Origin of the sequence: Fluviispira vulneris, from assembly GCF_014281055.1 — a bacterium.
Classification (GTDB): Bacteria; Bdellovibrionota_B; Oligoflexia; order Silvanigrellales; family Silvanigrellaceae; genus Silvanigrella; species Silvanigrella vulneris.
On the sequence record NZ_JACRSE010000002.1, the window covers coordinates 344,584 to 370,608 of the forward strand.

27 protein-coding genes are annotated in these 26,025 nt (G+C 33.4%); 4 read left to right on the top strand and 23 right to left on the bottom strand.

Annotated elements, in window-relative coordinates:
* Positions 1-10 precede the first annotated feature (10 nt).
* From H7355_RS05325 to coaD, 3 genes are read right to left on the bottom strand one after another with little or no spacing between them, the layout of a single operon-like run.
* Positions 11-796 carry a TatD family hydrolase gene (locus H7355_RS05325; protein ID WP_186645682.1) on the bottom strand — a complete coding sequence of 262 codons (786 nt, stop codon included), beginning with the start codon at positions 794-796 and terminating at the stop codon, positions 11-13.
* Positions 797-810: 14 nt separating this feature from the next.
* Positions 811-1,974, bottom strand: a complete 1,164-nt coding sequence (locus H7355_RS05330) for an acyl-CoA dehydrogenase family protein (protein WP_186645683.1) — start codon at positions 1,972-1,974, stop codon at positions 811-813.
* 17 nt (positions 1,975-1,991) lie between these two features.
* On the bottom strand, positions 1,992-2,933 hold the full coding sequence (gene coaD / locus H7355_RS05335) for a pantetheine-phosphate adenylyltransferase (protein ID WP_186645684.1): 942 nt from the start codon (positions 2,931-2,933) through the stop codon (positions 1,992-1,994).
* A gap of 190 nt (positions 2,934-3,123) precedes the next feature.
* Here coaD and H7355_RS05340 point away from each other — a divergent pair, with 190 nt between their 5' ends.
* Together H7355_RS05340 and H7355_RS05345 are read left to right on the top strand one after the other, a co-directional pair.
* Positions 3,124-3,621: a hypothetical protein gene (locus H7355_RS05340; RefSeq protein ID WP_186645685.1), complete on the top strand. Its 498-nt coding sequence runs from the start codon at positions 3,124-3,126 to the stop codon at positions 3,619-3,621.
* Between the two features lie 420 nt (positions 3,622-4,041).
* The gene (locus H7355_RS05345) at positions 4,042-5,352 is read left to right on the top strand and encodes a leucine-rich repeat domain-containing protein (RefSeq protein ID WP_186645686.1); all 1,311 of its coding nucleotides are present in this window, start codon (positions 4,042-4,044) and stop codon (positions 5,350-5,352) included.
* Here H7355_RS05345 and H7355_RS05350 read toward each other — a convergent pair.
* The 11 genes from H7355_RS05350 to H7355_RS05400 all read right to left on the bottom strand — a co-directional run bounded on the left by H7355_RS05350 (position 5,349) and on the right by H7355_RS05400 (position 13,839).
* A complete protein-coding gene (locus tag H7355_RS05350) occupies positions 5,349-6,224 on the bottom strand; it encodes an N-acetylmuramic acid 6-phosphate etherase (RefSeq protein ID WP_186645687.1) in 876 nt (291 codons plus the stop codon). The two genes, H7355_RS05345 and H7355_RS05350, sit on opposite strands and share 4 nt — an antisense overlap.
* Before the next feature lie 5 nt (positions 6,225-6,229).
* Entirely contained in the window at positions 6,230-6,694 is a 465-nt protein-coding gene (locus H7355_RS05355; protein ID WP_186645688.1) for a hypothetical protein, read from the bottom strand.
* Positions 6,666-7,019, bottom strand: coding sequence for a hypothetical protein (locus H7355_RS05360; protein WP_186645689.1), 354 nt, complete (start codon positions 7,017-7,019; stop codon positions 6,666-6,668). The genes H7355_RS05355 and H7355_RS05360 overlap by 29 nt, the downstream gene beginning before the upstream one ends.
* A gap of 136 nt (positions 7,020-7,155) precedes the next feature.
* Positions 7,156-8,046 (bottom strand): ribonuclease HII, encoded by an 891-nt coding sequence (locus H7355_RS05365; protein WP_186645690.1) that lies wholly within the window; start codon positions 8,044-8,046, stop codon positions 7,156-7,158.
* Positions 8,047-8,054: 8 nt separating this feature from the next.
* Entirely contained in the window at positions 8,055-8,396 is a 342-nt protein-coding gene (trxA, locus tag H7355_RS05370) for a thioredoxin (protein WP_186645691.1), read from the bottom strand.
* A 92-nt stretch (positions 8,397-8,488) separates the two neighbouring features.
* Positions 8,489-9,388, bottom strand: a complete 900-nt coding sequence (gene rapZ, locus H7355_RS05375; protein WP_186645692.1) for an RNase adapter RapZ — start codon at positions 9,386-9,388, stop codon at positions 8,489-8,491.
* On the bottom strand, positions 9,389-9,853 hold the full coding sequence (locus H7355_RS05380) for a PTS sugar transporter subunit IIA (RefSeq protein ID WP_186645693.1): 465 nt from the start codon (positions 9,851-9,853) through the stop codon (positions 9,389-9,391).
* 191 nt (positions 9,854-10,044) lie between these two features.
* The gene (locus tag H7355_RS05385; protein ID WP_186645694.1) at positions 10,045-10,488 is read right to left on the bottom strand and encodes an HPF/RaiA family ribosome-associated protein; all 444 of its coding nucleotides are present in this window, start codon (positions 10,486-10,488) and stop codon (positions 10,045-10,047) included.
* 161 nt (positions 10,489-10,649) lie between these two features.
* A complete protein-coding gene (gene rpoN / locus H7355_RS05390) occupies positions 10,650-12,065 on the bottom strand; it encodes an RNA polymerase factor sigma-54 (RefSeq protein ID WP_186645695.1) in 1,416 nt (471 codons plus the stop codon).
* Positions 12,066-12,077: 12 nt separating this feature from the next.
* Positions 12,078-12,959, bottom strand: a complete 882-nt coding sequence (locus H7355_RS05395) for a flagellin N-terminal helical domain-containing protein (RefSeq protein WP_186645696.1) — start codon at positions 12,957-12,959, stop codon at positions 12,078-12,080.
* Between the two features lie 31 nt (positions 12,960-12,990).
* Positions 12,991-13,839 (bottom strand): flagellin N-terminal helical domain-containing protein, encoded by an 849-nt coding sequence (locus H7355_RS05400; protein ID WP_186645697.1) that lies wholly within the window; start codon positions 13,837-13,839, stop codon positions 12,991-12,993.
* A 406-nt stretch (positions 13,840-14,245) separates the two neighbouring features.
* Between H7355_RS05400 and H7355_RS05405 the strand changes: the two genes are divergently transcribed.
* The gene (locus H7355_RS05405) at positions 14,246-15,418 is read left to right on the top strand and encodes a pyridoxal phosphate-dependent aminotransferase (protein WP_186645698.1); all 1,173 of its coding nucleotides are present in this window, start codon (positions 14,246-14,248) and stop codon (positions 15,416-15,418) included.
* Positions 15,419-15,626: 208 nt separating this feature from the next.
* Complete coding sequence (locus tag H7355_RS05410) at positions 15,627-17,225, top strand: ABC-F family ATP-binding cassette domain-containing protein (protein ID WP_186645699.1); 1,599 nt, start codon at positions 15,627-15,629, stop codon at positions 17,223-17,225.
* Between the two features lie 120 nt (positions 17,226-17,345).
* Here H7355_RS05410 and H7355_RS05415 read toward each other — a convergent pair whose 3' ends face one another.
* The 9 genes from H7355_RS05415 to H7355_RS05455 are packed head-to-tail and all read right to left on the bottom strand — an operon-like array spanning position 17,346 to position 26,024.
* Positions 17,346-18,065, bottom strand: a complete 720-nt coding sequence (locus tag H7355_RS05415) for a hypothetical protein (protein ID WP_186645700.1) — start codon at positions 18,063-18,065, stop codon at positions 17,346-17,348.
* A 7-nt stretch (positions 18,066-18,072) separates the two neighbouring features.
* The gene (gene trpD / locus H7355_RS05420; RefSeq protein WP_186645701.1) at positions 18,073-19,098 is read right to left on the bottom strand and encodes an anthranilate phosphoribosyltransferase; all 1,026 of its coding nucleotides are present in this window, start codon (positions 19,096-19,098) and stop codon (positions 18,073-18,075) included.
* Positions 19,088-20,170: an alpha/beta fold hydrolase gene (locus H7355_RS05425; RefSeq protein ID WP_186645702.1), complete on the bottom strand. Its 1,083-nt coding sequence runs from the start codon at positions 20,168-20,170 to the stop codon at positions 19,088-19,090. Before H7355_RS05425 ends, trpD begins: the two co-directional genes overlap by 11 nt.
* A gap of 8 nt (positions 20,171-20,178) precedes the next feature.
* Positions 20,179-21,528, bottom strand: coding sequence for a phosphoglucosamine mutase (gene glmM / locus H7355_RS05430; protein WP_186645703.1), 1,350 nt, complete (start codon positions 21,526-21,528; stop codon positions 20,179-20,181).
* A gap of 14 nt (positions 21,529-21,542) precedes the next feature.
* Entirely contained in the window at positions 21,543-22,505 is a 963-nt protein-coding gene (locus H7355_RS05435) for a CdaR family protein (protein WP_186645704.1), read from the bottom strand.
* Positions 22,505-23,893 (bottom strand): diadenylate cyclase CdaA, encoded by a 1,389-nt coding sequence (gene cdaA, locus H7355_RS05440; RefSeq protein WP_186645705.1) that lies wholly within the window; start codon positions 23,891-23,893, stop codon positions 22,505-22,507. Before cdaA ends, H7355_RS05435 begins: the two co-directional genes overlap by 1 nt.
* Before the next feature lie 9 nt (positions 23,894-23,902).
* Positions 23,903-24,631: a LolA family protein gene (locus H7355_RS05445; protein WP_186645706.1), complete on the bottom strand. Its 729-nt coding sequence runs from the start codon at positions 24,629-24,631 to the stop codon at positions 23,903-23,905.
* Positions 24,632-24,647: 16 nt separating this feature from the next.
* Entirely contained in the window at positions 24,648-25,184 is a 537-nt protein-coding gene (locus H7355_RS05450) for an LOG family protein (protein WP_186645707.1), read from the bottom strand.
* A 27-nt stretch (positions 25,185-25,211) separates the two neighbouring features.
* Positions 25,212-26,024: a phosphatase PAP2 family protein gene (locus H7355_RS05455; protein WP_186645708.1), complete on the bottom strand. Its 813-nt coding sequence runs from the start codon at positions 26,022-26,024 to the stop codon at positions 25,212-25,214.
* Between the last annotated feature and the right edge of the window lies 1 nt (position 26,025).

Sequence of the window (26,025 nt, forward strand, 5' to 3'; positions counted from 1 at the left end):
TTTAAAAACCTTAAACTGGTGAACGCAATCTATAAAATAAATCTTCAGAATTTTTTGCGGTCATCTCTGCCAATTCATCAGGTTTTAAATTTCGTAATTTTGCTATAAATTCACAAGTATGAAGTATATGCGCCGGTTCATTGGTTTTTCCACGCAAAGGGACTGGGGATAAGTAAGGACTGTCAGTTTCAATTAATATCTTGTCCCGTGGAACATATTTTGCAACTTCTTGTAGCTCAGCAGCATTCTTAAAAGTAACAATACCAGAAAATGACAAATAAAAATCTTCTGAAAGATAATCTTTTGCTTGCTCTAAGGTACCAGTAAAACAATGAATAACACCTTTTAATCCTTTTTTTGAATACTTTTTAATTCTCGAAAAAACTTCATTATGGGTTTCTCTCATATGGACAACTATTGGTAAATTGGTGTCTAGAGCAATTTGTAAAAAGTACTCAAAACACTCTATTTGTTTGTCCATTGAAGAAAGGGTATAATGAGCATCGAGACCAATTTCGCCAATGCCAACTATTTTATTGTTTGATAATGCAATATGACGTACTTTTTCAGCTTCCTCAGTAGAAAATTCTTTTGCATCATGTGGTTGTATGCCAAGAGTTGCATATAATATATCAGAAGTTTTAATTTGTTCTTGAGCTAAAATTATAGTCTGTGGGTTGTATGCAATATTGATTATTTTTTGCACGCCGCACTCTTTTGCACGTTCAATAATTTCTGGTAAATTATTTTTAAGTTTATCTGATACCAAGTGACAATGCGTGTCAATTAAATGCATGTATTATAAATCCTTTACTCAAAGGCTGCAATACCAGTGAGCTGTTGTCCTACAATCAAGAGATGAATATCATTAGTGCCTTCATATGTATAAACTGATTCTAAATTACACATATGACGCATGCAATGGTATTCACCGCTAATACCATTTGCTCCTAAAATGTCCCTTGTGGTTCTAGCACAATCAAGGGCAATTTGTACGTTATTTTGTTTTCCCATGCTTATTTGTGCAGGTTTTACTTTTTTATCATGCTTGAGTTTAGCAAGCTGGAGAGCAACTAAATTCCCCTTAGCAATTTCGGTCGACATCAGAGCTAATTTTCGTTGGATCAGTTGAAAAGATGCTAAAGGTTTTTTAAACATGATTCTTTCTTTGGTATAATGAATGGCTTCATTTAAACAGTCTTCTGCTGCGCCAAGTACACCAAAGACAATGCCAAAGCGTGCTTGATTCAAACACATCAATGCATTTTTTAAACCTTCTGTTTTTTCTAAGAGATTGGTTTTGGGTATCTTACAATTATCAAAAAAGAGTGAACCTGTCTTCGAAACTCTTAGACTTAATTTATTTTTGATTTCAGGAGTTGTAAAACCTTTTGTTCCTTTTTCTACTAAAAACCCTTTTATTCCATCATCCGTTTTTGCCCAAACGATTGCGACATCTGCAATTGGGGCATTGGTAATCCAAGTTTTTGAACCATTCAGTATCCAATCATCACCTGATTTTTTTGCAAAAGTTTTCATGCCTGCAGGATCTGAGCCAAAATCGGGTTCTGTTAAACCAAAGCAGCCAATAGTTTCTCCTGCTGCCATTTTAGGTAAGAAATGCTTTTTTTGTTCTTCAGAGCCAAAAGCGTAAATGGCATACATTGCAAGACTACTTTGTACACTTGCAAAACTTCTAAGCCCACTGTCTCCGCGTTCGAGTTCTTTCATGATAAGACCATATGATATTTCATCAAGCCCTGCACAGCCAAAGCCGTGCAAGTTTGAGCCAAGCAATCCGAGTTTACCCATTTCTTTGATTATTTCTTTTGGGAAATGCGCATTTTCAAAATTTTCAGTGATGTTAGGCAAAAAAACATTCTGGACAAATTTATTTACTGTTTCTTTAACTAATAATTGTGATTCATCTAATTCTTGAAATGCATTTAAAAAATCTGCTGCAAGTATATCCATGAAAACATCCTTTATTTTTATTTTCTAATACTTTCATATGCGGATATAACTTCTTCTTCATTAAATAATTTTACAGAAGTCTTTCCTAGATTTTTTGCCAACGAAAGTATATAAGCAACGCCGGAATCTACATCTGATGGGAAAATAGCATCTTGTTCAATACAATAAGATAAAATTCCCCACAACTGATTTACTTCATTCTTTGGATAATGTTTTTTATCTTTAATTTCTTCTCTTAAACGATTCCCATTTTGTTTTAAAAATGCATCCAGTAATTTTGAAGTTTTTACCATAACTGAGCGCGAGATTCTGACGATGCGATGAACGAGTGCGGAAAATAAAAGTTGTAAACATTCGGAAAGATCGGACTCATTTAAATTCGAATTGTCTATATCAAAGCGATGAATGGAGCAGACTTCAATTAAGTCGAAAATTTGCCCTAAAACTCGTACCCAATTGAGCATGAGAGCTTGAGCAACAAATTTAGAGCCCACGGATTTGACATGAGGCTTACCAACAACTGTTTTTACGTATGTTGATGAGCAGTGAAGCAATCGCGGTGGACACATTATGGCCCAAGTCTGAATTTTAGGATTGATGGCTTGGTTAGAGAAGTACAAGTTAAATTCGGCTTCGAAATCAGAAGTTGAGCGCAGACCACGGATGAGATGTTCTATAGCATTTTCTTTTGCATAATCGGCAACTAGGCCTTCTTGGGAAGTGACAATAACTCTATCGCCAATATGGAATGGAGGATCAAGAGCCCACCAATCTGAAAAGGGATCGATTGAGTGGGCTATTACGCGTGCTCTGACTTCAGGTTTTAAAAGACTTTGTTTTGCAGGATTGATTGCAGAAACTACATGCACGCAATCAAATACTTCAAGAGCTGAGTCGAGTACAAATTGATGCCCATACGTCCAGGGGTCAAAGGATCCAGCATATACAGAAGATTTCATATTATTCTCTTCATATTTAAATTCACTTTCAAAACAAGACAAAAATAAAGATTTGTCTTGATATGCCAAAGATGTGGCATGAGAAACCGCCGTAGGAATTAAACCCTGTCTTGCATAATTGAGCAAGGTTTCAAAATAAAATATCATAAGTCAGAAAGCAAATTTAATTGAGGCAAGATAAAGGTGAAATATGAAAAAAATTCTTTTTTTTGAAAATAGCCCTTCATTGCAGAAAGCAATGAAAATTTTATTTTCGAATTCAGATGTATACCTGTTGCATTTTGCAGAAAACAGGGAAAAATTTGAGACATGCTTAAAAGAATCTATTTATGATTTAATTGTTTCACATATAGATTATATATTTACAGATGGGAAAATAAATATAAAAAAGAAGAATTGGACCCATGAAAATATTCTTCTGATGCATGAAAGTGGAGATAATATCTCTCATTTGCAAAATGATGGTTATGTTAATTTTATTGAAAAACCATTTAGTGGTGTTGATTTTAAGAATAAAGTAAATTTTTTACTTGGAATCGATGATATTTTATCAACAAAAGAGTTTAAAGCACCTTCAAAAGATGTTGAAGATTATATCAAAGAGAAAGTAGAAAAATGGCTAATTGATGTAGCTCCTCAGTATGCTAAAGAAGTTATAAGAGAAGAAATATTAAAATTGATAAATTAACAAGCGATTAAAAAAAATATAATTAACTTGATCTTTTATTTTTTAGCTGTTATTCATAATATTCTTAATTGTTTAGTTTATTTATGTCTAAACAAAAATTAAAAAAAAGAGCGTAATATTAATATATATTTATATTATGCTCTTTTTTATAATGGAGAAGATTTAGGATGAATTTTCTTAGTCAGAGATTTTTTTTTTTTTTTCAGTAGAGTAAAAATTCTACTCTTATTTGCATTTGTATTACATATTTCTGCATTTGCTAATTTAATAAACTCACCAATTATTTATTTAAAAAACGGACAATTACCATTCGTAAAACATACTAACGATGTTTTCGGATTAAAAAAAAATTCTTCAATTTATATATCTATGCCTTCAGAGTTTGCAAATAGTAAAAAAATTTATCTCGATAACTCTTTCATGCAAAGATCATTTTGTAAACAAATTGATTTTGAATTGAATAACGGAGAAATAGTATTCAAAAATTTGTTTTTCCCTTTAATTAATACATTGACATCTTGCGATTTTATTGTTCAATCAACACTGCAAGAAAGCTATCAGAAGATAAAATTACATTTTAATTATTTAATAGATGACTGGATTTCTGAATTAGGAAATGGGACTGAAGCACAAAAAACTGCTTTGGCAATCCTTGAATATTATAAGAGAGATAACAAAAATCATGATATGGTAGATTTAGTAAAAAAAAGCAGAAGAAATATGTGGGATAGTTTTAAGGAAAGCTCAAGTTTGGAAAGTGGAGATACTCTCAATTTAGAAAATAAAGAAATTAAGGATTTATCCCCAATTTTATCTCTAAAAAAATTGAAGTATTTATCTCTAAAAAATAATATGATTGAAAGTATTCCTGAATTAATATTTGAATTAAATAACCTAAAGGTAATTGATTTGTCCTATAATAATTTAAATCTGATGCCAGATTTATTATTGAGACTGAGAAGTATTGAATATGTAGATGTTTCTTATAATAAAATTTCTTTTGTGCCAGATTATATCCTCAAGTCACAAAAATTTAACAAAGTTTTTCATGGTTTATTAACAAATGTAAATTCTTATGGTGATCCTATTATGCTAGATAGGTCTATTTATTTTACCCCAATATCATCAGAAAAAAAAGAAGTAAGATACATTTTATATAATATATTAAATGAAAAATCTAAAGTAGAAAGGAGAAAAAGAATTGATGCTTTAAAAATATTTGGAAAGTATTCGGTTCCTTTAATACCATTTGACATTGAAATGGTTGAAAATTTAAATTTATCAGCAAAAATTAATTCATTTTATATCTGGGAACATAAAAAGTGTAAACAATTATTTTTAAAAAGTTATTCAAAGAAAAAAGGAATTCTATATGAGTATTTAGGAAATTATTTTGATCTCATAAGTAAAACACCCTATTTGTGCTTTCATGAAGATGAAAAGCCGGTAAAATATAAATTAAAAGTTTTACAAAATAATTTAGCAAATTTAAATTTAAAAGACGCTGAAATAATTTTGAAAGAAAATATTTTATTTCTCAAATCAATATGGGGAGATATTTTTCCAAATGAAGCATTTCAGCAAAATCTGCTCGACGAATTAAATCTGCATGCATACGCTACGTATGGTCCAAGTTATCCTCAATATATTATACGCTGCCAAGAAAACATTTGTTCTTTATATTTAGAAATTCAAGGTAAAGAGACTATTCTCTCAGTTAAAAATTATTAATCTTCTAGGCATTTTCTTAGATTGCCTTCGTATTCCTTAAGAAGTTTTTCTGCTTGTTTCAGATCTTTTTTCTTAATATAGACGCATGCGAGTTTAGCATTTCCTTTGCATTTGATAAGAGCTGTGTGCGCTGTTTCATTGTCAACTTTACAAATATCTGAAACAATGTGAATGCTTCTATTGATTAATTTTTCATTTGTCGCCACAAGATCAACCATATAAGAATCGTATACTCGATTTAAATGGATCATTAGAGTAGATGTAAACATATTGAGGAGAATTTTCTGAGCTGTTCCTGCTTTCATGCGAGTTGAACCTGCTATAATTTCAGGTCCAGTGTCTACGAAAAGTTTAATTTGTGCTTCCTTAAGGAGGGGCGAATGTGCTGTTGACGCAATTCCAATTGTGAGAGAGCCAGCCAAGTTTGCTTCTCGTAATACACCGAGTGTGTAAGGTGTTCTTCCACTTGCGGATAAACAAATGACGATATCTTTACGATTTAATTTTAATTTTTTTGTTTCTTTTTCACCACTTTCAATATCATCTTCAGCATGTTCTATAGCATCAGTGAGTGCTTTATGACCACCAGCAATTAAGAATATCGTTTTTTCTTTTGGCCAAGAAAAAGTTGGAAAAAGCTCTGAACACTCTTGTGCAGCAATTCTTCCCGATGTTCCTGCTCCTGCACAAATAATTCGCCCACCTCCTTTTATCAGCGGCAGTGCTTTTGTAATTGCTACTTCCAAATCGCTCAATACATTTTCAATAATTGAAACAGCGTTGAGTTGTGATTCCAATATAGCTTGTAAAATATCTTTGGTTTCCCATAAATCAATTTTATTATATCGATCTGATTTCTTTTCCGTATTCATATTTGTTACTTTACTATTTTAAATGTTTTTTTATTTTTCCGTTTTGCTGTATTCTCTCCATCGAGCTCAAGAATATACCTTCTCATTTGGATAGACAATTCGTCCATAAAATTTTGAGTTGCCAAAATACTTTTTTGCACTTTTTCGTTGCCGAAAAGTTCGACCATCTGTCGAATAAATTCATCTGCAAAAGCAGTTTGTAGCAGCAAAAGTCCTGAAATTTCAGTTATGAAAAGTTCTTCGTGCACTTTAAATGCTTTCAACACAGATTGTAAGTGATTTACTGAAATTGTCTGCCTTGAAGCTTCTTCATTTACTGAAAACCAAATAGACCAATTCCTTTGATCGGTTTGCTTATGATAGCTAAGACACACCTGCATGTTCTCTTCATTTGAAAAAGTGAGGTAGGCTTTGTCATCGAGCGACATCCGTTCAAACACTTCAAGAATGTTGTGAATTTCTGGTGCCATGAAGAGCCTTCTTTTCTGCTGAATTTAGACTGCTAATCAGCGCTTCACGAATGGTTTGGCGTAAAAACTCTTTGGTAATTTCAATGGCATCTTGAATAATAGATAAGTCTTCTTTTGTATAGGTGTCTGTAGTGATATCAGAGTTTATACAGCGGAAACATTGTTCTTGAATATTATATAAATAAGTCAATTTACTCGTATAAAGTTCATAACGTAAATCATAGGTCAAGTCGCTGTCATCGATAGGAGCGCAAATTTCCCCTGCAAGCTCTCTATAAAGCTCATAGGAAACATCTACTTTGATTGACGTCGTGCTGTTCTTCACCTCTAAAAACTCCTTGAATATCATAAACATATCCTCAGAATCCTTTGCTTGTTGAGGATATGATTTAGCTTCATTCTAGATATCGGATTTTGCAGGGGCAGCTTTAGCTCGACTGAGTAGAAACTCTCTTAATTCATCAAGAAGATGTATGTGGTATATAGTTTTTCAGAAAGCTTGAGCGGTGGATGGGACTGACACCACATTCTTGAATAATAGCAAGGTGTTTTGGTGTGCCGTAGCCTTTGTGGTTAGCAAAGCCATAAATCGGATAGCAAGAATCTTGAGTTTCCATACAGCTATCACGATAAACTTTTGCTAATATACTGGAAAAGCCAACACAGACAAACAGATCATCAGCTTTTATTACAGTAATTTGTATATTGTCTTTATAACGGGAAGGGATTTTAATAGAATGGTTTCCATCCATTAATAAAATCGCTTGGCTGAAAATACTATTTTTATCTATTATATTTAAGTTCGTTACATGAAATAATAGCTCAAGTGCACGTGATGCTGCAAGTTGAACTGAGTTCCAAATATTAAACTCATCCACCTCTTGTGAATTTACTTCTCCTAATGCAAAAGAAATACACTCAAATTCTGTTGATTTCTCTGAATTAATAGGGTTTAATTCATTTGGATAACAAGCCAAATCGATTTTCTTTTTTATCTTGGATTTAAAAATATCATTCGGACTTTTGGGAGAATCTTTATCTATTGGTAAAGTAATGAAAGAATAATTATATTCTTTCATTACTTGTTCAAAACAGATTTTTCGTTTTTTCTCAGAGAGTTTTTTGCTATCTCGTATGTGTGCAAGCCATTCTTGTTCTTTAGAATGGATGTTTTTATAAATATTTTTACGGACCCAAAGGCTTGCACAGCTTACGACCGATCCTGCAACACAGCCTCGTCCGACTTCATCAATGGCTATAATTGCTGAAAACTCATTCTCTCGTTCAAACTCACAGGAAAGAATTTTCAACAAAATATTTTCGTTTTTAAAACGAGTTGGAGTGAAAGTCATCGTGATTTTCAATTAGCTCCGCTATCATGCAATGCTTCTATTTGATTTAAAATTACTTTTTTGGGTTGGTTGCCAACAAGTTCTGCAACTTTTTGACCATCTTTAACAAATGCTAAAAAAGGAATGTTACGGATGTTGAATTTTGCTGCAAGTTGTGGATTTTCTTCGACATTTACTTTGCAGACTTTGATTTTTTCAGGGTGCTCCTTCGCGATTTGCTCTAATACAGGAGCAAGTGCAAGGCAAGGACCACACCAGTCTGCCCAAAAGTCGACGAGAACAGGAATTTTGCTTTCAAGGACTTCTGTTTGAAAGTTTTTATCGGTGATTTTTGATACTAAGTCGGACATGAGTTACCCTTTCAGAAATTGGTTCAAAACATCTGAGAACCATACCCATAAGTTGTATCGGTTGTCAGTATTGGTCAAGAGGGAAGATTCCTCTATTCTAAATCGGCATGCCGATGTTCGACATTGACAAAAGGGAGTCTTTCCCTAAAAATACGCGCTAGCTCTTCAGAAATGGCGACACTACGATGCTTTCCTCCAGTGCAGCCGATGCCAATTGAAAAATAATGTTTTCCCTCTTCCAAATAATTAGGATACAGAAATTGAATTAATTCAACAACTTTGTCTATAAAAAGAGGAACGCGCTCATCAGAAAAAACATAATTTTTCACTGCGGGCTCAAGACCTGTGAGTTCACGTAAATGCGTTTCATAGTGCGGATTTTTAAAACAGCGGACGTCAAAAATTGTATCGAGATCAGTTGGGGTGCCATATTTAAAGCCAAAAGAGACAATATTCAGCAATAGATGTTTTTTAAAATCAGATATTGCAAAATGATTATGGAGAAACTTTTTAAGATTCTGCGTTGACATATTAGAAGTGTCTAACATTCGATTGGCAAGATTTTTAATTGGCTCTAACGTAACTGCATCGAGTTTAATTGCTTCAAGTAAGCTTAAATTTGGAGCATTTGAATTTAAAGGATGTTGTCTACGTGTCTCGCGAAAACGTTTGACAACTATTTCATCGGATGCTTTTAAATAAAGTATTTGCAAATCACAGATTGTTGAAAGAACTTCATAATTTTCTTGAAAGGTATTTGGAATATCTGTATCGCGGGAGTCGAGAGCGAGAGCTATGTATGGATTTTTAATCTTGCCTGATTTTATTGATTCTGTAAAAGCTTTTAATAGGACAGAGGGTAAATTATCGATGCAATAATACCCCATATCCTCAAGAGCATGGATTGCAATTGTTTTCCCTGAACCTGCCAGTCCAGAAATAATAACTAAATTTTTTTTATTTTGAGATTCAGTTAAATGAATTTCATTCATTCACCCCTCCAAGATTTGTAACACTTCAGGTAAACTTTTCGCCGATTTGAGCTTAAATCTCACACGATCAATGCGCATTGTTCGACATATATCAGCCATTATTTTTAATGAAGAAATATATGGTTTTTTAGGGTTTTTAGGCGAAAGAATAACGAAAAAAAGATAAGAGAGTTCGGAGTCAAGTGAGCTAAACTCTATGCCATGTGGGGCAAGAAAAAAATAAAGTTCAGTGTCAACTATTTTAGTTAAAGAAGTATGAGGTATAGCAACTCCGAGATCCACACCGGTGCTGGCTTTCGCTTCACGTTCTGAAAGACCTATGAATATTTCTTCTTCTTTAAGATTTTTTTTTACTTGAGAAATTTTTAAGGATATTTCCTTTATCACATCTTCTTTGCTGCGAGCTTCTAGGTAGAGCGGAGTCGATTGCTCTTTAATTAAATTGCGAAGTAATTCACTTGCCATGTTAAATTCACCTGCTTAACGAAGAAGTGCTTAAGAAAGGTGACCTCAAAGAAGTCGTACTGTTGATAGGTAAAAAATTCAATTCTGTCAATCCGAAGACTTGTGCTTAAACTATATTATATGATTTTTGATATTAAAAAAGAGGGTCAGAAAACTGATCCCTCTAATATACAAATAGTTGTAAAGTTACTTTAACTGACTTTACGAACGTGATCCTCAAAATCAGAGACAAAATGAGTTTCAAATTTATCAAAAATATTTTCAGTATTTTGATTTCTAATTTTACGCAATCTTAAATTTGTTGCACTATAGTCAGACATTTCACTTACCGAAGAAAATTCAGCACGTTTGTGTCGAGCTTTTTTTGAAACCTTTCTAAGAGATGATTCTAGCTTAGAAAGAACTTTATCAATGCAATAGCCGATATCATTCGAATTTGCGTTCACACATGTGCTGAGTTTACCGGCAATTACAGATATTTTCACATGATGCTCAATACCGTCTACACTAAAAAATGCTTTAACGGATGTGGTATTTGCCGAAAACTTTTCAATACAATCTAAGATTTTTTCTTTAACATAGGATTGGATTAATTTTGATTTAGGGAAATTTACAAACTGCACGTCGACTCTCATGTAACCTCCTCTTTGGGATTTGGTAGGACATTTAAAATTTATCGGAAATTACCCGTCAAAAGTTAAGGACTACAGCAAGATATTGAACAATAAATGTATTCAATATCTTGCTGAAAGCTAGCATGAAATGGATTGGATGTCAAGTATTTTTGGCTAAACGGTCAAAACCTTTGGATTCTTTTCGCAGAAGAAAGAATTCCCAAAGATTCTCTGTATTTAGAGATTGTGCGGCGTGCAATTTTAATGTTTTTTTCTTTAAACATTTTTTCAACAATTTCTTGATCGGAGAGAGGTTTCGACTTATCTTCATTTCTAATGAAATCAGCGACATGCTGCTTGATTGATTCATTCGCCAATTCTTTCCCAGCATTGTTCTCGACTGATGCGTTAAAAAAGTATTTTAATTCAAAAATTCCCCGAGGTGAATAAAGATATTTCCCTGATGTTGCTCGAGAAATTGTACTTTCATGTAAATTAAGCTCTTGTGCAACGGTTTTAAGGGTCATTGGGGTGAGGAAATCAACGCCATATTCAAAAAATCTTTTTTGATATTTAAGAATAGTGTCAACAACTTTTAAAATTGTTTTGTCTCTTTCCGCAAGTGATCTTACGAGCCATTTTGCAGATTTAATATTTTCTGAAATATATTTGTATGTTTCTTTATTATTTTTTCTATCCATACTTTCTTTTATATCTTTAATCAGTTTCGTGTACTTTTTTGAAAGTTTAAGTCGAGGCAAATCGTTTTCATTTAAACTGCAAATCCATTCATTATCTCTTTTATAGACAAATACATCTGGAATTATAATTTGATTAGTTTGTGTACCAAACTGCCTTGCTGGTTTTGGATCTAAATTTGCTTTAATAAAACGGAAAGATTCTTTCACTTTTTCCAGAGTCATTTTTTCATTTTTTGCAATTTTTTGAAAATTCTGTTTTTGAAACTCTTCCCAGTATACTGTAAGGATTTTTTCAACAAATTTTGATTTTTTCTCTAGCTTATTATACTGAAGCAAAAGACATTCTTGGAGATCTCGAGCGCCCACACCTGCTGGTTCGCATTTTTGAATTAATTCAAGAGCAAAAATAAGATCATCTTCATGGATAGAATGACTTTCTGCAATAATATTTAATTTTGTATTGATAAATCCATTGTCATCAATATATTGAAGAACAATATGCACACATTCTTTTTCATACGGGCTGAGACGTTGAGTGGATATTTGATTTTCAATGAAATCATGAATTGAGTGAATAGCTGAATTATCTGGAAATTCTTTTCTTTGATTTGCTGAAGAAATTTCTTCCGATCCATTTATATCATTAAATTTTTCGAGAAAATCGCTCTGATTAAATGATTTTTGAAGAGCATACTTCAATTCTTCATAGTGATTTTTTTGTTCTTTTTTGTTTGAATTTGAAATATCAACAAGGCAAGGATTTTTTTCTAATTCTTCATTGACAAACTTTTCGAGCTCAATTCTTCCTAATGTTAAAATTGTTATAGAATTTTTTAATTCAGCTGAAAGTGAAATTCTTTGTGATGTTTTAAGTCCTTGTTTGATTTCAAGCGCCATTCAATTACTCCGCTACCCAATTAGGTGCAATATATGTTCTGGAAGCTGATTTGCTTGTGCAAGTACAGCAGTTCCTGCAGCAACAAGAATTTTATTTTGGGTAAAACGCGCACTTTCGGATCCATAGTCAACATCCCGAATTCGTGACTGTGCTGCACTCAAGTTTTCACTCCCTACATCGATTGATGTGATTGTTGAGTTCAATCGGCTTTGCAAAGCGCCAAACGTTGCACGTGCCTTAGTAATCTTTAGCATAGAGTCATCTAAATTTGAAAATATTTTTTCTGTGTCACTTCCGCCTAATTCATCTCCACTTTCGCCTTCAATATTTAAATCCTTTAAATTCGCGAGTGATTCATTTAACTCGCTTAGATCTTCAAATTTTAACTTAATGGTTTCATTTTCATTATTTGTATCACCGTTTGCTTTTCTAAAATTAACTCCAACTTGAATAGCGATATCTTTTTGTCCTTCCTCTGAAAAAAGGCTTTTGCCATTGAATTCAGTTTGATCTTTAATACGATTGATTTCGGAACCAAGTTCCTGAAATTCTTTATTAAGGTAACTTCTTTCTGTTGAACTTACTGTATCGCTTGCTGCTTGTGTGGTTAATTCACGCATACGAATAATTAAATTATTGAGCTCACTTAATCCGCCTTCACCTGTTTGCAAAAAAGAAATCCCATCCGATGCATTTCTCTTTGCTTGAGCAAATCCTCTTATTTTTGCTCGCATTGTTTCTGAAATTGCAAGTCCTGCGGCATCGTCCGAAGATTTATTAATTCTTAAACCGGATGCTAACTTTTCTATGCTATCGCTTAATTGTTCTTCATTTTCATTCAAGCGTCTTTGTGCAATCAAGCTTTCAACATTTGATTTAATTCTTAATCCCATGGCTTTTATTCCTTATGTTTTATTTTTTGAATTAACGAAGGAGTGATAAAGCCATTTCAGGTCGCTGATTTGCTTGAGATAAAACAGCTAGTCCTGCTTGACTCAGAATGCGGCTTTGCGTCATTTTTGCTGTTTCTTCAGCAAAATCAGCATCACGAATGCGGCTATTTGCTGCCATCATATTTTCAGTTGAAACTGATATATTGCTTATGGCGCTGTTTAAACGAGATTGTGTTGCTCCAAGAGTTGCACGGGTATTGGCAACCATATAAAGACCAGCATCAATTATGCTTAAATTTTCTGCGATTTTTTCTCTGTCTTCACCAGCTAATGATGAATCTTTAATTCCTAAAGTTTCGCTGGTAATTCCTTCAGGTGCATCTCCAAGTTGTAACTTTAAAATATCGTTAGCTGTTCCGTTATATCCAACTTGTAAAATAACACCATTTTCAGACGTCTGTGGTCCTAATAATTTGCGACCATTAAATTCTGTAGTGTCTGAAATACGATCAATTTCTTCCATTAAATTCTGATATTCTTTATCAAGAAATCCTCTTTCTTGTATACCAACTGTGTCTGAAGCTGATTGCACTGTGAGTTCTCTCATTCTTATTAAAATATTACTTGTTTCGTTAAGCCCACCTTCAGCTACTTGTACAAGAGAAACACCATCATTTGCATTGCGTTTTGCTTGCATTAAGCCTCTTGTTTTTGCTCTTAATCCTTCAGATATTGCAAGTCCAGCAGCATCATCAGATGATTTATTTATTCTTAAACCAGATGATAATTTTTCCATGCTTGAATTCATATCTGCATTATTATTGGAAAGAAATCTTTGTGCGGAAAGTGATTCTACGTTGGTGCGAATGCGAAGTCCCATGACTTTTCCTCCTTGATGGTCCAAAATTTGTGTGTTTGAGACACAAACGACCGTTCGCAATACCAACCTTGGTACTTTGCGAACTTATAGGTCATTCCTCTGTAATCCGTGAGGTTTCCGTGACCTATGAGGGGAATATCGAGGGTATTTACAGGAACTTAATAGGTATTTTTATATAAATAAAAAAAAATAAAAAAATACCAATAATAATAATTTGTTATATTGATATAGTTTTGAGCGGCTCATTTTAATAATTCTTTGTTTAAGATAAGAAAGGGAAGGAAATAACTAAGTGTATTTACATGAACTTACAAACTTCTTGTAAAATTCTTGACTTTATATCAATGATCTGGTTCTCTTTGCCATGTTCTAGTGTGTTTTTTACGTGAAATTCAGGGGTATTATAATGAACCGTCTTGACTCGATCAGTTTTGGTAAAATTGTGCAAATACGTGAACATCTTCTCAAGCTTCAAGCAGGCGGAAAAAAAGTATACCGTCTTGAATCTGGTGATCCAAGTTTTTCAATAGCTCCACATATCACAGAAGCAATTAATAAAGCACTTAAAGATGGTAAAACTCATTATATTCCAAATGATGGTATTCCAGATTTACGTAAAGCTCTTGCGCAAAAATTGCATTTCCAAAATAATATCAAAGTAACAGAAAATGATATTTACGTTACAAACGGCGCGATGCATGCATTATTTGTTGTTTTTCAGTGTATGTTAGCACAAGGCGATGAAGTTATTGTTCCTGAACCTCTTTGGACAGAAATTGGTGACAATATTCGCCTTGCTGGTGGTGTTACTGTATCCGTTCCACTTACAAGAGCAAAAAATTATCAATATTCATATGAAGATATTTTAAATAAAATCACACCAAAAACAAAAGCAATATTTGTAAACTCTCCACAAAATCCATCAGGTGCAATTGTTCCAAAAGAAGAACTAAGAAAAATTGCTAATCTGGCTGCTGAGCGTGGACTATGGTTAGTTGCAGATGAAGCATATGAAGATCTTGTCTATGAAGGAGAACACTATTCTCCAGCTAGCGGATTGCAAGGTTATGATAAAGCAGTTTCACTCTATTCTTTTTCAAAAACTCATGCGATGAGCGGTTTAAGAGTTGGATATATCGTAACAACAAATCCTATGTTAAAAGAGCGCATTCCAAAGTTATTACGTTGTACAGTCAACGGGATCAATAGCATATCTCAATGGGGAGCTCTGGCAGCTGTGACAGGTCCACGTGACCATTTAAACTATATGCTTTCTGAATACAAAATACGTCGTGAAATTATGTACAATGCCGCTGCTGCTATCCCAGGTTTAATTCCATTTAAACCTCAAGGAGCATTTTATTTATGGTGCGATGTTGAACCTGAATTATTAGAAAAATTAAAAATCAAATCGGTTTCTCAGCTTTCAGACTTTTTAGCTGAATGTGGCATAGGCAGTGCTCCTGGTGATTGCTTTGGAGAAAGCTGTGCCAATGGTATTCGCTTTGCTTTCAGTTGCAGTACTGAAATGGTCACAGAGGGTTCAGCTGCGCTTAAAGAATTTCTCACTCGCAGATAATTTCGCATAAAAAGCTTTATTATTGGATAAAGCTTTTTGAATATAAAAGATAAATACTTTAAATTAAAATCAATTGACTTTTTCGATAGATATAGTAAGCTCAAGTTCAGTTCAATTTTTACCCTCAGGGTGTCATGAATAACTAATCCTATCTCGTTAATTTAATTACCTGCAAAATAAAAATGAAATAATATTATACGGAGAGCATATGTCTTCTCTAATTAGTGTACATGATCTAGCAAAAAATTTGCCTGACGGAACTCTGCTTTTTCGCAATTTTAATTTTAATCTTGGTAAAGAAAAAGTGGGAATTATTGGGAAAAACGGCATTGGTAAAAGCACATTATTGAGAATTCTTGCTGGAGAAATGGAATACTCAGCAGGTTCTATTGTCATTGAAGGAAAATTATCCTATTTACCACAAAAAATACAAGATTTTTCAAAATTTTCAATTGCTCAAATACTGAACGTAGAAAAAAAATTAAACGCGCTGCAAAAAGCAGATATTGGAAAAGCTACATTAGATGATTTACATGAAATTGATGATGATTGGGATTTTATGACTCATCTTCAAGCTATTTTAAAATCTCTTGAGCTTGAGGATATCGATCTACAACGGTTAGGTGAAAGCATAAGTGGAGGAGAGCTTATGCATTTTTTATATGCTCGACTTCTCTTAGAAAATCCTGATATTATTTTATTCGATGAACCGACAAATAATTTAGACAGTGCAGGGAAAAATCATTTCTATAAAGCATTGAGCTCTTCACGACTTGGGTACTTAATCGTAAGTCATGATCGTGAATTGTTAAATAAGATGGATCGCATTTTTGAAATTTCAAATCTTGGTCTAAGAACATATCAAGGCAATTATGATTTTTACTTAGAAGAGCGGAATAAAGAAAATGAAGCAGCTTTACATAAAGTTACATTTGCCGAGGAGAGATTAAAAAAGCAAGTAAAAATGGAACATGTTTTGTTGGAGAAACAAGAAAAGAGAAATGTCCAAGGAAAAAAAAATATACCTAATTTGGGCTTGCCCAAAATTGTCTTGGGAAGAATGAAAGAGAATGCGCAAAATACCACTTCGCGTTTAAAAGATATCCATGCAGATAAGACAATGGAATACTCTGAAGCTGTTCAGAGGGAAAAGGCAGAGTTAAGGGATGAATATAGAATAAAAATTGATATAAAAAAATCAAATATTCCAAGCACAAAAGAAATGATTATGTGCCAGAATTTGAATTATAGATTTTCAAATGCGAATCATTCGTTGTGGAAAGAAAATATCAACTTTGCAGTTATAGGCAATAAACGAGTCCATTTAACTGGCCGTAATGGATCTGGAAAATCAACTTTATTAAAATTAATCACTCAACAAATTTTCCCAACAGTAGGTGATATTAAAATTGGTTCTTTAAAATTTGCCTTGCTGGATCAGGGGACTTCTTTTCTGCACGATGAACTGAGTATCTTGGAAAATTTACAAAAATTTGCCATGGAGCACTTTGTAGAGCATGAATTGCGAGTGAAAGCGGGACGATTTTTATTCTATGGCGATTCTGTTTTTAAAAAAGTAAAATATTTAAGCGGTGGTGAAAGAGTGAGGCTTGCTCTAGCTTGTTTATTGGCTATGAATAACGCTCCTGATATTTTTATTCTAGATGAACCGACCAATAATTTGGACATTGAATCGATAGAAATATTAACAGAATGTTTGAATAAATTTAGCGGAGTCTTATTCGTAGTCTCACATGATAAAAACTTTATATCCGACATAAAGATTAACATGACTATCTCTTTGTGAATTCAAGGATTGAAATTTTATTTGTAGAATAATTTATTTATGAAGGAGGAAAGGTGTGGTCTAGGCATTTATATAAATAATTAATATTTTACTATCCTAAAATTCAATCTTTATCTTTTTTTAACTTCTTATAATATACTTATATCCTATATCTTGTAAAAATTTAATTTTATCGTTACTTACTTTGCCAACATATGCAATAGGCTCAGCTGTCTTTGGAATTAAATTTATTAAATTAACTAAAAGACTGAAATCTAGAGAAAAACTATGAGGGTTAAAACCAAAAATTGGGAAATATGGAGCATCTGTTTCAAGTACGGTTAATAGTTCTTGTTTAGATTGAATCAGAAAAAAAACTGAGAAATGAAAGTCACGACCAATCTCTGTAAAATATTGAATCTTGAATTTATCAAAACCCTTGCAGTATAAAATAATACCATTAAATCCTAGTAAAATTGATTCATAAATATCGTATTCACTCGAAAAAAAACCACTGCGCACCACAAAGCTATCATCGCTTTTGCAAATCATGAGGTCTTTCCAATCAGACGATAGCTCCGAGGTAAATAGTGTAAAAATCTTTTCATCAATTGAGCTTTGCAAACTTATATTATTTGTAGAAAAAAGTGGGCGAAATTCTGAGTCTGGAATAATTTTTGGAATTATTTTACAATTTTCATTCTTTAAGGAAGACTCTTCTGTCATGATTTGAGCAAAAGAATTTAAATTTTTTCTATTTATTGAATTTAATTCACATTGCTCTTTTAATTCATTTAACGTTAAATAATTTTCTTTTATTTTTGTAATATTTCTTTGCTGTAAAATAAAAAAATCGAGCATTTAAATCCTACTTTTGATTTTTCCACTTTTCTAGTGTAGCCAATGCACTTGCAGAAGATATAGAGTGTTTTGCAATTTCTATCCCTTCAGAAATAGTATCGCACTTTTCAGCGCACCAAAGAATAGCTGCTGTATTGATGATGACTGCATCCATAATGGCAGGATGTGCATCATTTTTAAGGACATCTAATAATATTTTCGTATTATATTCTATATCTTTTCCAATGAGATCTTTGATTTTATGCGTTTTTATTCCAAACTCGGAAGGTTTTAAAACTTCATGAGTTATTTTTCCATTTTCAAGTTTGGCGATATAAGTTGCGCTACAAACAGATATTTCATCTAAGCCATCTTCTCCATGTGCAACAATTGCGCGTTTTCTCCCTAAGTTTTTTAAACAATTTATCATAAGTGGAAGGGAGTCTTTACTATAGACTCCTACAAGCTGTCCTGTAAGTTTCATTGGATTCGCAAGGGGATAAACAAGATCTATGATTGTTTTAAAACCGAGTGTTTTTCGAATATGCGCAAGGTGTTTAAGATTTGGAAAATATATATTCGAAGGTAAAAATGCGATATTAAATTTTTTAATATTTTCATAAGCAACTTTTAAAGTTGTTGCAGGTGTCAGATCAAGAGTTTTTAAAACATCGCTGCTTCCTGATTTACTTGAGATACTTTTCCCAGCAAATTTTGCAATATTTGCTCCTGCTCCTGCTGCAACGATTGCTGCTGTGGTCGAAATATTTACAGTGGAAGTGTGATCGCCTCCTGTGCCACCACAATCGACAACGCTTTCAAGGTCATGTGAATCAAAAATGGGGTTTTTTTCTCGGATTGCATTGAGAATGGCAATAACAATTTCTTCGGTTAATGTTATAAACCGAAAACCTGTAAGTACGGCAGCCACGCGCATATCTGATAATGTGCCATCGATCATGCTATGAACAAGAGCTGATGTTTCATCTTTAGAAAATCCGCGTCCAGCAAAGACCTGTTCCATAATTGGTGAAAAATTTTTATCAATAATCATGATGAATCTCTTTTATGACTATGGGGTTCGTAGGATAGGGTTTCGAAATCGAAAGTAACGCTTTTGTAAATTTATTATCCTTAATGCCTGATAAATTCAAAAATTTATTGATTTCTAAGTAGCAATTAACAGGCGCTTCTAGTGAAAGAACATGTGCACATTTTTCCACCCAAATTGATTGGATATTGTTAATCCGTTTAGTTAATACAATTGGAATTTGATTTGATAAAAGCTGATCTTCACGCCCCCATAATAATAAAACTGGGCATTTTATTTTCCCCAAAAAACTATCCATAAAATGTTCAGGTTTTGATAGTTTAAGTAAATCTTTAACATGATCACTTTTTAAGTTGCGAAAAAGCGCTCTTTTAGCTGTTTCACTTAGAAAAAGCGCTCCAGTATAAGGAAATGCTTTCATAATTCCTGGATAAAGCGTTTGAAATTTTGTCCAACTCAAATAAGTTAACGTATCTCTTAAAGCAAATAAATTAATTTTTAATCCAGCAGGATTCATTAGAATTACTTTATTAATCATTTTGCTTTCAGTTGCTGCAATATGAAGTGAAATCCAACCACCTAAACTTAAACCACAGATATCTACTTTGTCATTCGTGATGTTTTTAATGAGTTCCACTACAGATTGAGAGTGCTGTAAAAAATCCATGACTGGATTATTAGCTTTACTAAATCCTGACATATGAAAAAGATCAGGCATAATTATTCTTCGTTTATTTTCTAACATCTGAGCTAATATCCACCAGCTTTGAGCGCTGCTACCAAGTCCATGGATAAATATTATAGGTTCAAGATCGGATTTAGGATTGCTGTCATAATAATGCATTTCACCAAATTGTGTTGGTATAACATACGATCTGAAGCCAATAGCGTTTAAATATTTTTTAAATGCCGATGAAACACTTTTATCTAACTGTAATTCTGTGGATTTTATTACATCATAATCTTCTACTTTTCTTGCAGGTCTTACAACATATTTGAGTAAATTGAGCCTTAAAAAGCGATTCAGTTTTGTATTCTTAGAAAGAGTATTCAAACTTAATCCTAGAGGACTCATTTTTTTATTTATCCTATTTCTTTGAGGAGCTCCTGCTCTAGTTCCAAAGCAATTGTTTGGAGACGAGAAAGCTCCGGACCTTCCAGAGTGATGCGAGCAAGAGGCTCTGTTCCACTATATCTTAATAGAATTCTTCCTGAATCACCCAATTCTTTTTCAAATTCTTTTAATAATGTAGTTGTTGCCTTGAGAGTGCGAATTGGAGGTTTTGCTGTTACTTTAACATTTCGTGTGATCTGTGGCAGTTTTTGCATCACAGAGGTTAACTCAGAAATACTCTTTCCAGATCGACACATCATTTCTAAAACTTTTAAGCATCCAACAATTGCATCACCCGTTGTACTTGAGTCAAGGAAAAGCAAATGACCAGACTGTTCTCCACCTAATACAAGTTTCCGATTAAGCATTTCTTCAACAACATTTCTGTCGCCAACATTTGTTCTGTAGACTTGTATTCCTGCATTTTGCATTGCAATGTCAAAACCTTTATTACTCATTATGGTAACACAAACCCCATTATTTAGTAATTGATTTTGTGATTTCATTTCGAGAGCGCACATAGCAAGAATATGGTCACCATCCAGTATGTTACCTTTTTCATCGACAACAATGAGTCTATCGGCATCGCCATCGAGAGCAAAGCCAATATCTGCGCGTAAATTTAAAACTTCGAGTCGTAATTTTTCAGGGTGAAGTGCACCACTTTCAAAATTAATATTAAAACCATTCGGATCGTTGTTAATACAAATCACTTCTGCTCCAAGTTCACTAAAGACTTTTGGTGCGACTTTATAACCTGCGCCATGTGCACAATCCAGAACAATTCTTTTTCCATCGAGTTTTAAATTTTTTGGAAATCTTTCTTTTAAAAAAACTGCATATTGACCAATTGCATCGTCGATTCGCTTTGCTCTGCCCATTAGATCAGAAGTAACAAGATGATTTTCCAGATTTGGATCGTCAATGAGTGTTTCAATAAATTCTTCATCGGCATCAGGGAGTTTAAATCCATTGTGATCAAAAAGCTTAATACCATTGTCATGATAAGGATTGTGGCTAGCAGAGATCATCACTCCAGCATCTGCTCTCATTCCTCGAGTTAAATATGCAATACCAGGTGTTGGTAAGGGACCTACGAAAAGAACATCAACTCCTACACTGCAAAGTCCAGATGAAAAAATCCCTTCAATCATATATCCACTCACGCGCGTGTCTTTACCAATAATTACTTTTGGACGCTTTGTTCTTTTTTTGAGAGCTATACCAAAAGATTGAGCGATTTTTAAAATATTCATTGGAGTCATTGACCCAAAATTTGCTTCGCCTCTTATACCATCTGTTCCAAAATATTTAGCCATAGAAAAAAAACCTTTTAAGGATTGAGATGCACTGATATTGTATCTGGATTCATTTTAACGAGTGTTACATTATCAGGTATTTTTAATATCACACGTTTGTCTTGCCAACCTGTTTCAAGATCCGCAGTGTCTAAAATAACTCGGACATCTGAAGGGTCTAAATTTTTTAAGATATCTTTTTCTCCAGAAACTTCAATATCAACGACCCTTGGTCGTATTTGCAATTTTGAAATTATATTTCTTGATGCACCGCTGAATTCGATTGGAACAGCTCTAAATATGCGACTGTACTTACGCGGTGATAATGTAACAGTGACTTTTACATTTTTTTCGAGCGCAGCAAGAGAAGAATTATCTTCTAGTTCAATATTAGCTTCGGTTGAAAGTGTGCTTTTTATGCCCTCTATAATAATTGGAATTGTGAACAAACTTTGTGTTCTAGCAAGTTCTTGACGTGCTCCTGTTACTTTTATTTGTGATGGTGACACAGTTACTTTTTCTATGGTCAAGCCAGGTTGCGGTTCGCCTTTTAATACAGCTTGAACTGGTATCACTTTTTCTTGTAATTTATCTATATCTACATCTATAAAAGGACGGTCAATAAATATCGCATAATGTTTGGGAAGATTTGGAAAACTTTCTTTCGTGACTTTCACTCGAACTCTCCCAGGAGTTTCGCTTAATATATCGATTTCTCCGGTCAGTTCTGTGTCAGTTGGTGAGACCGAAAAGAGTGAATTTTGTTGTTTGATGATGACATCTAGCGTACGTTCAGAAGAACCTAAAATAATCATGCTTGGAGCTGTTATAAGTTTAATTTTAGCAACTTTTTCAAAACTCATATCTTTATCTGTTCTAACTATTGAGAATAAAACAATAGCAAAAACAACAGAAATAACTTTTAACCAAAAATTATTAATAACCATTTTAAAGATTAATTTAAATATTGAGTTTTGTTCTTGATTTCCACTTGGCATTATTTCTTCTCATCCTTATCTTTATCATTAGCAATAGACTTTTCTTTGTTATTTTTTTGTTCTATTGGAGGATTGAGTGGGATGCCACCAATCGAGACATCTCTTGGTGGTGTTGATTTTGGAATAGGTGGATCGAATCTATCCTCAGGTGCTAGGTCATTTAGCGCTTTTAATGCAGAATTAATTTTACTTGTCTGAGTTGTCTTTATTTCGCTTTCTTGATTGTTTACATCATCACTTTCTTCTGAATTTGTGTAAAAATTTTCTTCGTTTTCTTCTTTTTTGATATTTAAAGTGGGTGATATATTTATATTGCTTGTAATAAATTTAATTTCAGACGATGTAATGTCTTTTGTTTTTGAATTTTTTGGGAATTTTATGTGGATATTGCGTGGAGCATTTGCAGCAAGTTTATTTTCTTGTTCTATTTGTTGAAGAGCAAGACTTTCAAGCGAAGATACTTTCTTTTGATTGGTCAATTTATCAGTATTTTTTCGTTTATCACCGTCTAAGCCAGTCGATAATACTTTAGAATGCATGAGCGTAGATTTAATTTTATTAGATAATTTATAATATTTAAAAATCACTTTATTTTCTATCCAATAGACTAAATTTGATTTTTGCCCACGCGGAATAAGCAAAACAGACAACATTTTACGAGCTGCTTCAACTGAACTTTGTTTTTGGAGATTACCTTCCCAAGCAATCGATATATTCCCGGTTTCTTCGCTTACGACCAAAACAACAGCATCGGTCTCTTCTGAAATTCCAACGGCAGCACTGTGGCGTGTTCCCATTTTCTTAGAAAAACGAGGATTTTTTGAAAGAGGCAATTGTGCAGAAGCGCAATTGATTCGGGTTTTTTGTATGATAACAGCGCCATCATGTAATGGAGAGAATGACTGAAATATGCTGCTTAAGAGTTGCTCAGATACAATGGCATCTAATTTTACACTGTGGTCATAGAGCTTATCGAGGCCAACAGATCTTTCAAAGACAATGAGGGCTCCAATTCGTTCATGACTCAATGATTTAGCAGCATTTGTTACTTCCTCAATTATATGAGTCCCAGAGAGCACATCAAGACCCGTGACAAATGGACCTCGCCCAACACGTGTGAGCAAACGTCTGATATCATCTTGAAATAGAACGATAACTACGATTATAAATGACGCATAAAATTTGCTGATTATCCAATGAATCGTTTCGAATTGGAGAGAGCTCGAAATTACAAAAGCTATAAAAATAACGAGCATTCCGATAAGGACTTGAGCCGCACGTGTGCCTTTTAAAATAGAAATAATATTATAAAATAGAGTTGCGACAATAGCTATATCTACTATTGATCTCCAAGATAAAATTGTTTTTATACTTTCTAAGAAATTCATTCCTTCCCATTACATTTTATCCACAGCTATACCTTGTGGGGGTGTAAAATTGAACACATCATCCGAAATGGGTTTCTGTGAGTAGTTAGAAAACACAAGACGGATTCGATTCCCATTGAGCTGAACAATACGAAGTTCTTGTATTAATCCAGTCTTCACCTGAACTCTAGCGTATAAAACTTTTTGTTGTTTGTCTCCTTTCGGTACCAATTTCAAAAGAATATAATCATTGTTTTTTTCTGGAGGGATGTCAGATTCAAGCGATGACATATTTGCCGAGTGATTCAGTTTTTTTGCTTCTTCATCAGTCCATTCGGATACAATATAATATTTTTTAATTTGTGCGAGGTTTGTCAATATATTTATAAATCCAAGTTCTTGTGCAGAATTTTTTAGATATTGAGCATGTTTAAGACTTTCAATATATTTCCAAAAGTCTTTTCCATTAGAGACATAAAGTTCATTTCGAGGTTTTAGAATTTCATAGCGAAATGAATAAGGTTTTTTTATGTATAATAATCCACTCGATTCAGTTACCTTATTACGTAGCAATGAGAAAGAACTCTGCGTAAACTCTACTAGAAAAAATTTCTGTTTGGATGCTTCATTTAGGACGTTTTGGACAGTTTTGTCAAAATTTTGCTCTATTTTTGCTTTTATTTCAATATTTTCAGAGAATGCTTGAGTGCTAAATAGTAATGAATAAATAAAAAAACACTTGAATATTTTTTTTATCATTGTTTCTCTCAATTCTTTATAAAAGTAATTTTTCTACATCTTGTATTGTTCTGGCTATACAAAAATAGTTAGATGGCTTATCGATCATATTAATATTTGAAATATCCTCAAGCCAGTTCAAAAAGGGTGCATAAAAATCAAGAAAATCAATTATTATAACGGTCTTTTGTGGAGTGTTTCTTGCGTTAAATTGGATTGTTGTTAAAAATTCATCTAGACTGCCAAAGCCTCCAGGAAGAATACATAGCACATCGGAGTGAGAAATTAAAAGTTTTTTTCTTTCCTCTAATGTCTCGCAAATTAAATTTTCACTGAGTTTTTCAAAATTTCCTTCTTTTTTGATAAATTCATTTGTTATGATCCCACATATTTCACCATTTTCTGCTATAGCTCCTTCAGCAACTTGCCTCATCATCCCTTGGTTCCCACCACCATAAACAATCTTGAAATTATTTTTCGCAAGAAATGCGCCAAAGTTAAATGCAAATTTTAGAAACTCATCAGGTATATTATTTTTTGCTGAACAAAAAACTCCTATAGAAGATTTTTTCATATTTGTAACCTTTTTGAAATTTATGAATTAGAATTTTATTTCAAACATACCCGCATACCAAGATCTTTTGTTATTATCTTGAAAAGTGTATGGTAGAAATTGATAGTCAAAAATTAAATCTTTGTCATCCGTTTTTTTATGCACAGAATCAACTTGCTGGACTCTATAAAAAACAGCACCAGATATGATTGTTCCAACAAGAGCGCCAAAAATAATATCACTTACATTGTGTGCATGATCATTTACTCGGGTAGAAGCTATCCAAGCAGCAGTTGTATAAGCAGCAGCAGTGTAGCTCCAGCTTAGTAAAGGATTGTTTGTGTACTTTAGCATTAGACCACTTGTGTACGTTGCAAAAGTAAAAGCATGCGATGCATGTCCACTAAAGAAACTAAATTGATCATCTTCTGCAGGCTCAACACCAGAGTTCACTTCTGTGTCATAAAAAGGGCGTTTTCTTTGAAAAGTTGTTTTGGCAGTTGCTGTGGCAATTTCATTTAACAAATGCGCATGCAGCAAACCTCTTAATTGAGTCCCCAAAGAAAAATCATTATTGCTCAGTTTCAATCCCCCAAAAATGACTGCTGTGACGCCAAGACCAATTGGAAGTAAAGTTGAGCGAGAAAGTGTTGTTGGTAAGCTTGTTTTTGTTGCACTCTCAGACTGAAAAGGCCAAATACTTAGACCGCGATGTGTGTAACTTAGATTGATAGCTTCAATAAGACCAGCTTCGAGGGGCAATGTAATCAGATCTTGCTTTAAATCACCTGGATTAAATTGACTCCAACTGAGTGGAGCAATATCTTTTTCTTGCGGTGGAAGATCTGGTGCAGAAAACATA

Excerpts from the sequence above, each read along its gene's own strand:
- H7355_RS05380 (WP_186645693.1), bottom strand. The coding sequence starts at position 9,853 with ATGGCAAGTGAATTACTTCGCAATTTAATTAAAGAGCAATCGACTCCG.
- H7355_RS05385 (WP_186645694.1), bottom strand. The coding sequence starts at position 10,488 with ATGAGAGTCGACGTGCAGTTTGTAAATTTCCCTAAATCAAAATTAATC.
- cdaA (WP_186645705.1), bottom strand. The coding sequence starts at position 23,893 with ATGAATTTCTTAGAAAGTATAAAAACAATTTTATCTTGGAGATCAATA.
- H7355_RS05340 (WP_186645685.1), top strand. The coding sequence starts at position 3,124 with ATGAAAAAAATTCTTTTTTTTGAAAATAGCCCTTCATTGCAGAAAGCA.
- H7355_RS05400 (WP_186645697.1), bottom strand. The coding sequence starts at position 13,839 with ATGGGACTTCGCATTCGCACCAACGTAGAATCACTTTCCGCACAAAGA.
- H7355_RS05410 (WP_186645699.1), top strand. The coding sequence starts at position 15,627 with ATGTCTTCTCTAATTAGTGTACATGATCTAGCAAAAAATTTGCCTGAC.
- coaD (WP_186645684.1), bottom strand. The coding sequence starts at position 2,933 with ATGAAATCTTCTGTATATGCTGGATCCTTTGACCCCTGGACGTATGGG.
- glmM (WP_186645703.1), bottom strand. The coding sequence starts at position 21,528 with ATGGCTAAATATTTTGGAACAGATGGTATAAGAGGCGAAGCAAATTTT.
- H7355_RS05330 (WP_186645683.1), bottom strand. The coding sequence starts at position 1,974 with ATGGATATACTTGCAGCAGATTTTTTAAATGCATTTCAAGAATTAGAT.
- H7355_RS05415 (WP_186645700.1), bottom strand. The coding sequence starts at position 18,065 with ATGCTCGATTTTTTTATTTTACAGCAAAGAAATATTACAAAAATAAAA.
- trxA (WP_186645691.1), bottom strand. The coding sequence starts at position 8,396 with ATGTCCGACTTAGTATCAAAAATCACCGATAAAAACTTTCAAACAGAA.
- H7355_RS05345 (WP_186645686.1), top strand. The coding sequence starts at position 4,042 with ATGCAAAGATCATTTTGTAAACAAATTGATTTTGAATTGAATAACGGA.
- trpD (WP_186645701.1), bottom strand. The coding sequence starts at position 19,098 with ATGATTATTGATAAAAATTTTTCACCAATTATGGAACAGGTCTTTGCT.
- H7355_RS05455 (WP_186645708.1), bottom strand. The coding sequence starts at position 26,024 with ATGTTTTCTGCACCAGATCTTCCACCGCAAGAAAAAGATATTGCTCCA.
- H7355_RS05425 (WP_186645702.1), bottom strand. The coding sequence starts at position 20,170 with ATGAGTCCTCTAGGATTAAGTTTGAATACTCTTTCTAAGAATACAAAA.
- H7355_RS05355 (WP_186645688.1), bottom strand. The coding sequence starts at position 6,694 with ATGGCACCAGAAATTCACAACATTCTTGAAGTGTTTGAACGGATGTCG.
- H7355_RS05365 (WP_186645690.1), bottom strand. The coding sequence starts at position 8,046 with ATGACTTTCACTCCAACTCGTTTTAAAAACGAAAATATTTTGTTGAAA.
- H7355_RS05435 (WP_186645704.1), bottom strand. The coding sequence starts at position 22,505 with ATGCCAAGTGGAAATCAAGAACAAAACTCAATATTTAAATTAATCTTT.
- H7355_RS05450 (WP_186645707.1), bottom strand. The coding sequence starts at position 25,184 with ATGAAAAAATCTTCTATAGGAGTTTTTTGTTCAGCAAAAAATAATATA.
- H7355_RS05445 (WP_186645706.1), bottom strand. The coding sequence starts at position 24,631 with ATGATAAAAAAAATATTCAAGTGTTTTTTTATTTATTCATTACTATTT.
- H7355_RS05395 (WP_186645696.1), bottom strand. The coding sequence starts at position 12,959 with ATGGGATTAAGAATTAAATCAAATGTTGAAAGCTTGATTGCACAAAGA.
- H7355_RS05350 (WP_186645687.1), bottom strand. The coding sequence starts at position 6,224 with ATGAATACGGAAAAGAAATCAGATCGATATAATAAAATTGATTTATGG.
- rapZ (WP_186645692.1), bottom strand. The coding sequence starts at position 9,388 with ATGAATGAAATTCATTTAACTGAATCTCAAAATAAAAAAAATTTAGTT.
- H7355_RS05405 (WP_186645698.1), top strand. The coding sequence starts at position 14,246 with ATGAACCGTCTTGACTCGATCAGTTTTGGTAAAATTGTGCAAATACGT.
- H7355_RS05325 (WP_186645682.1), bottom strand. The coding sequence starts at position 796 with ATGCATTTAATTGACACGCATTGTCACTTGGTATCAGATAAACTTAAA.
- rpoN (WP_186645695.1), bottom strand. The coding sequence starts at position 12,065 with ATGGCGCTTGAAATCAAACAAGGACTTAAAACATCACAAAGAATTTCA.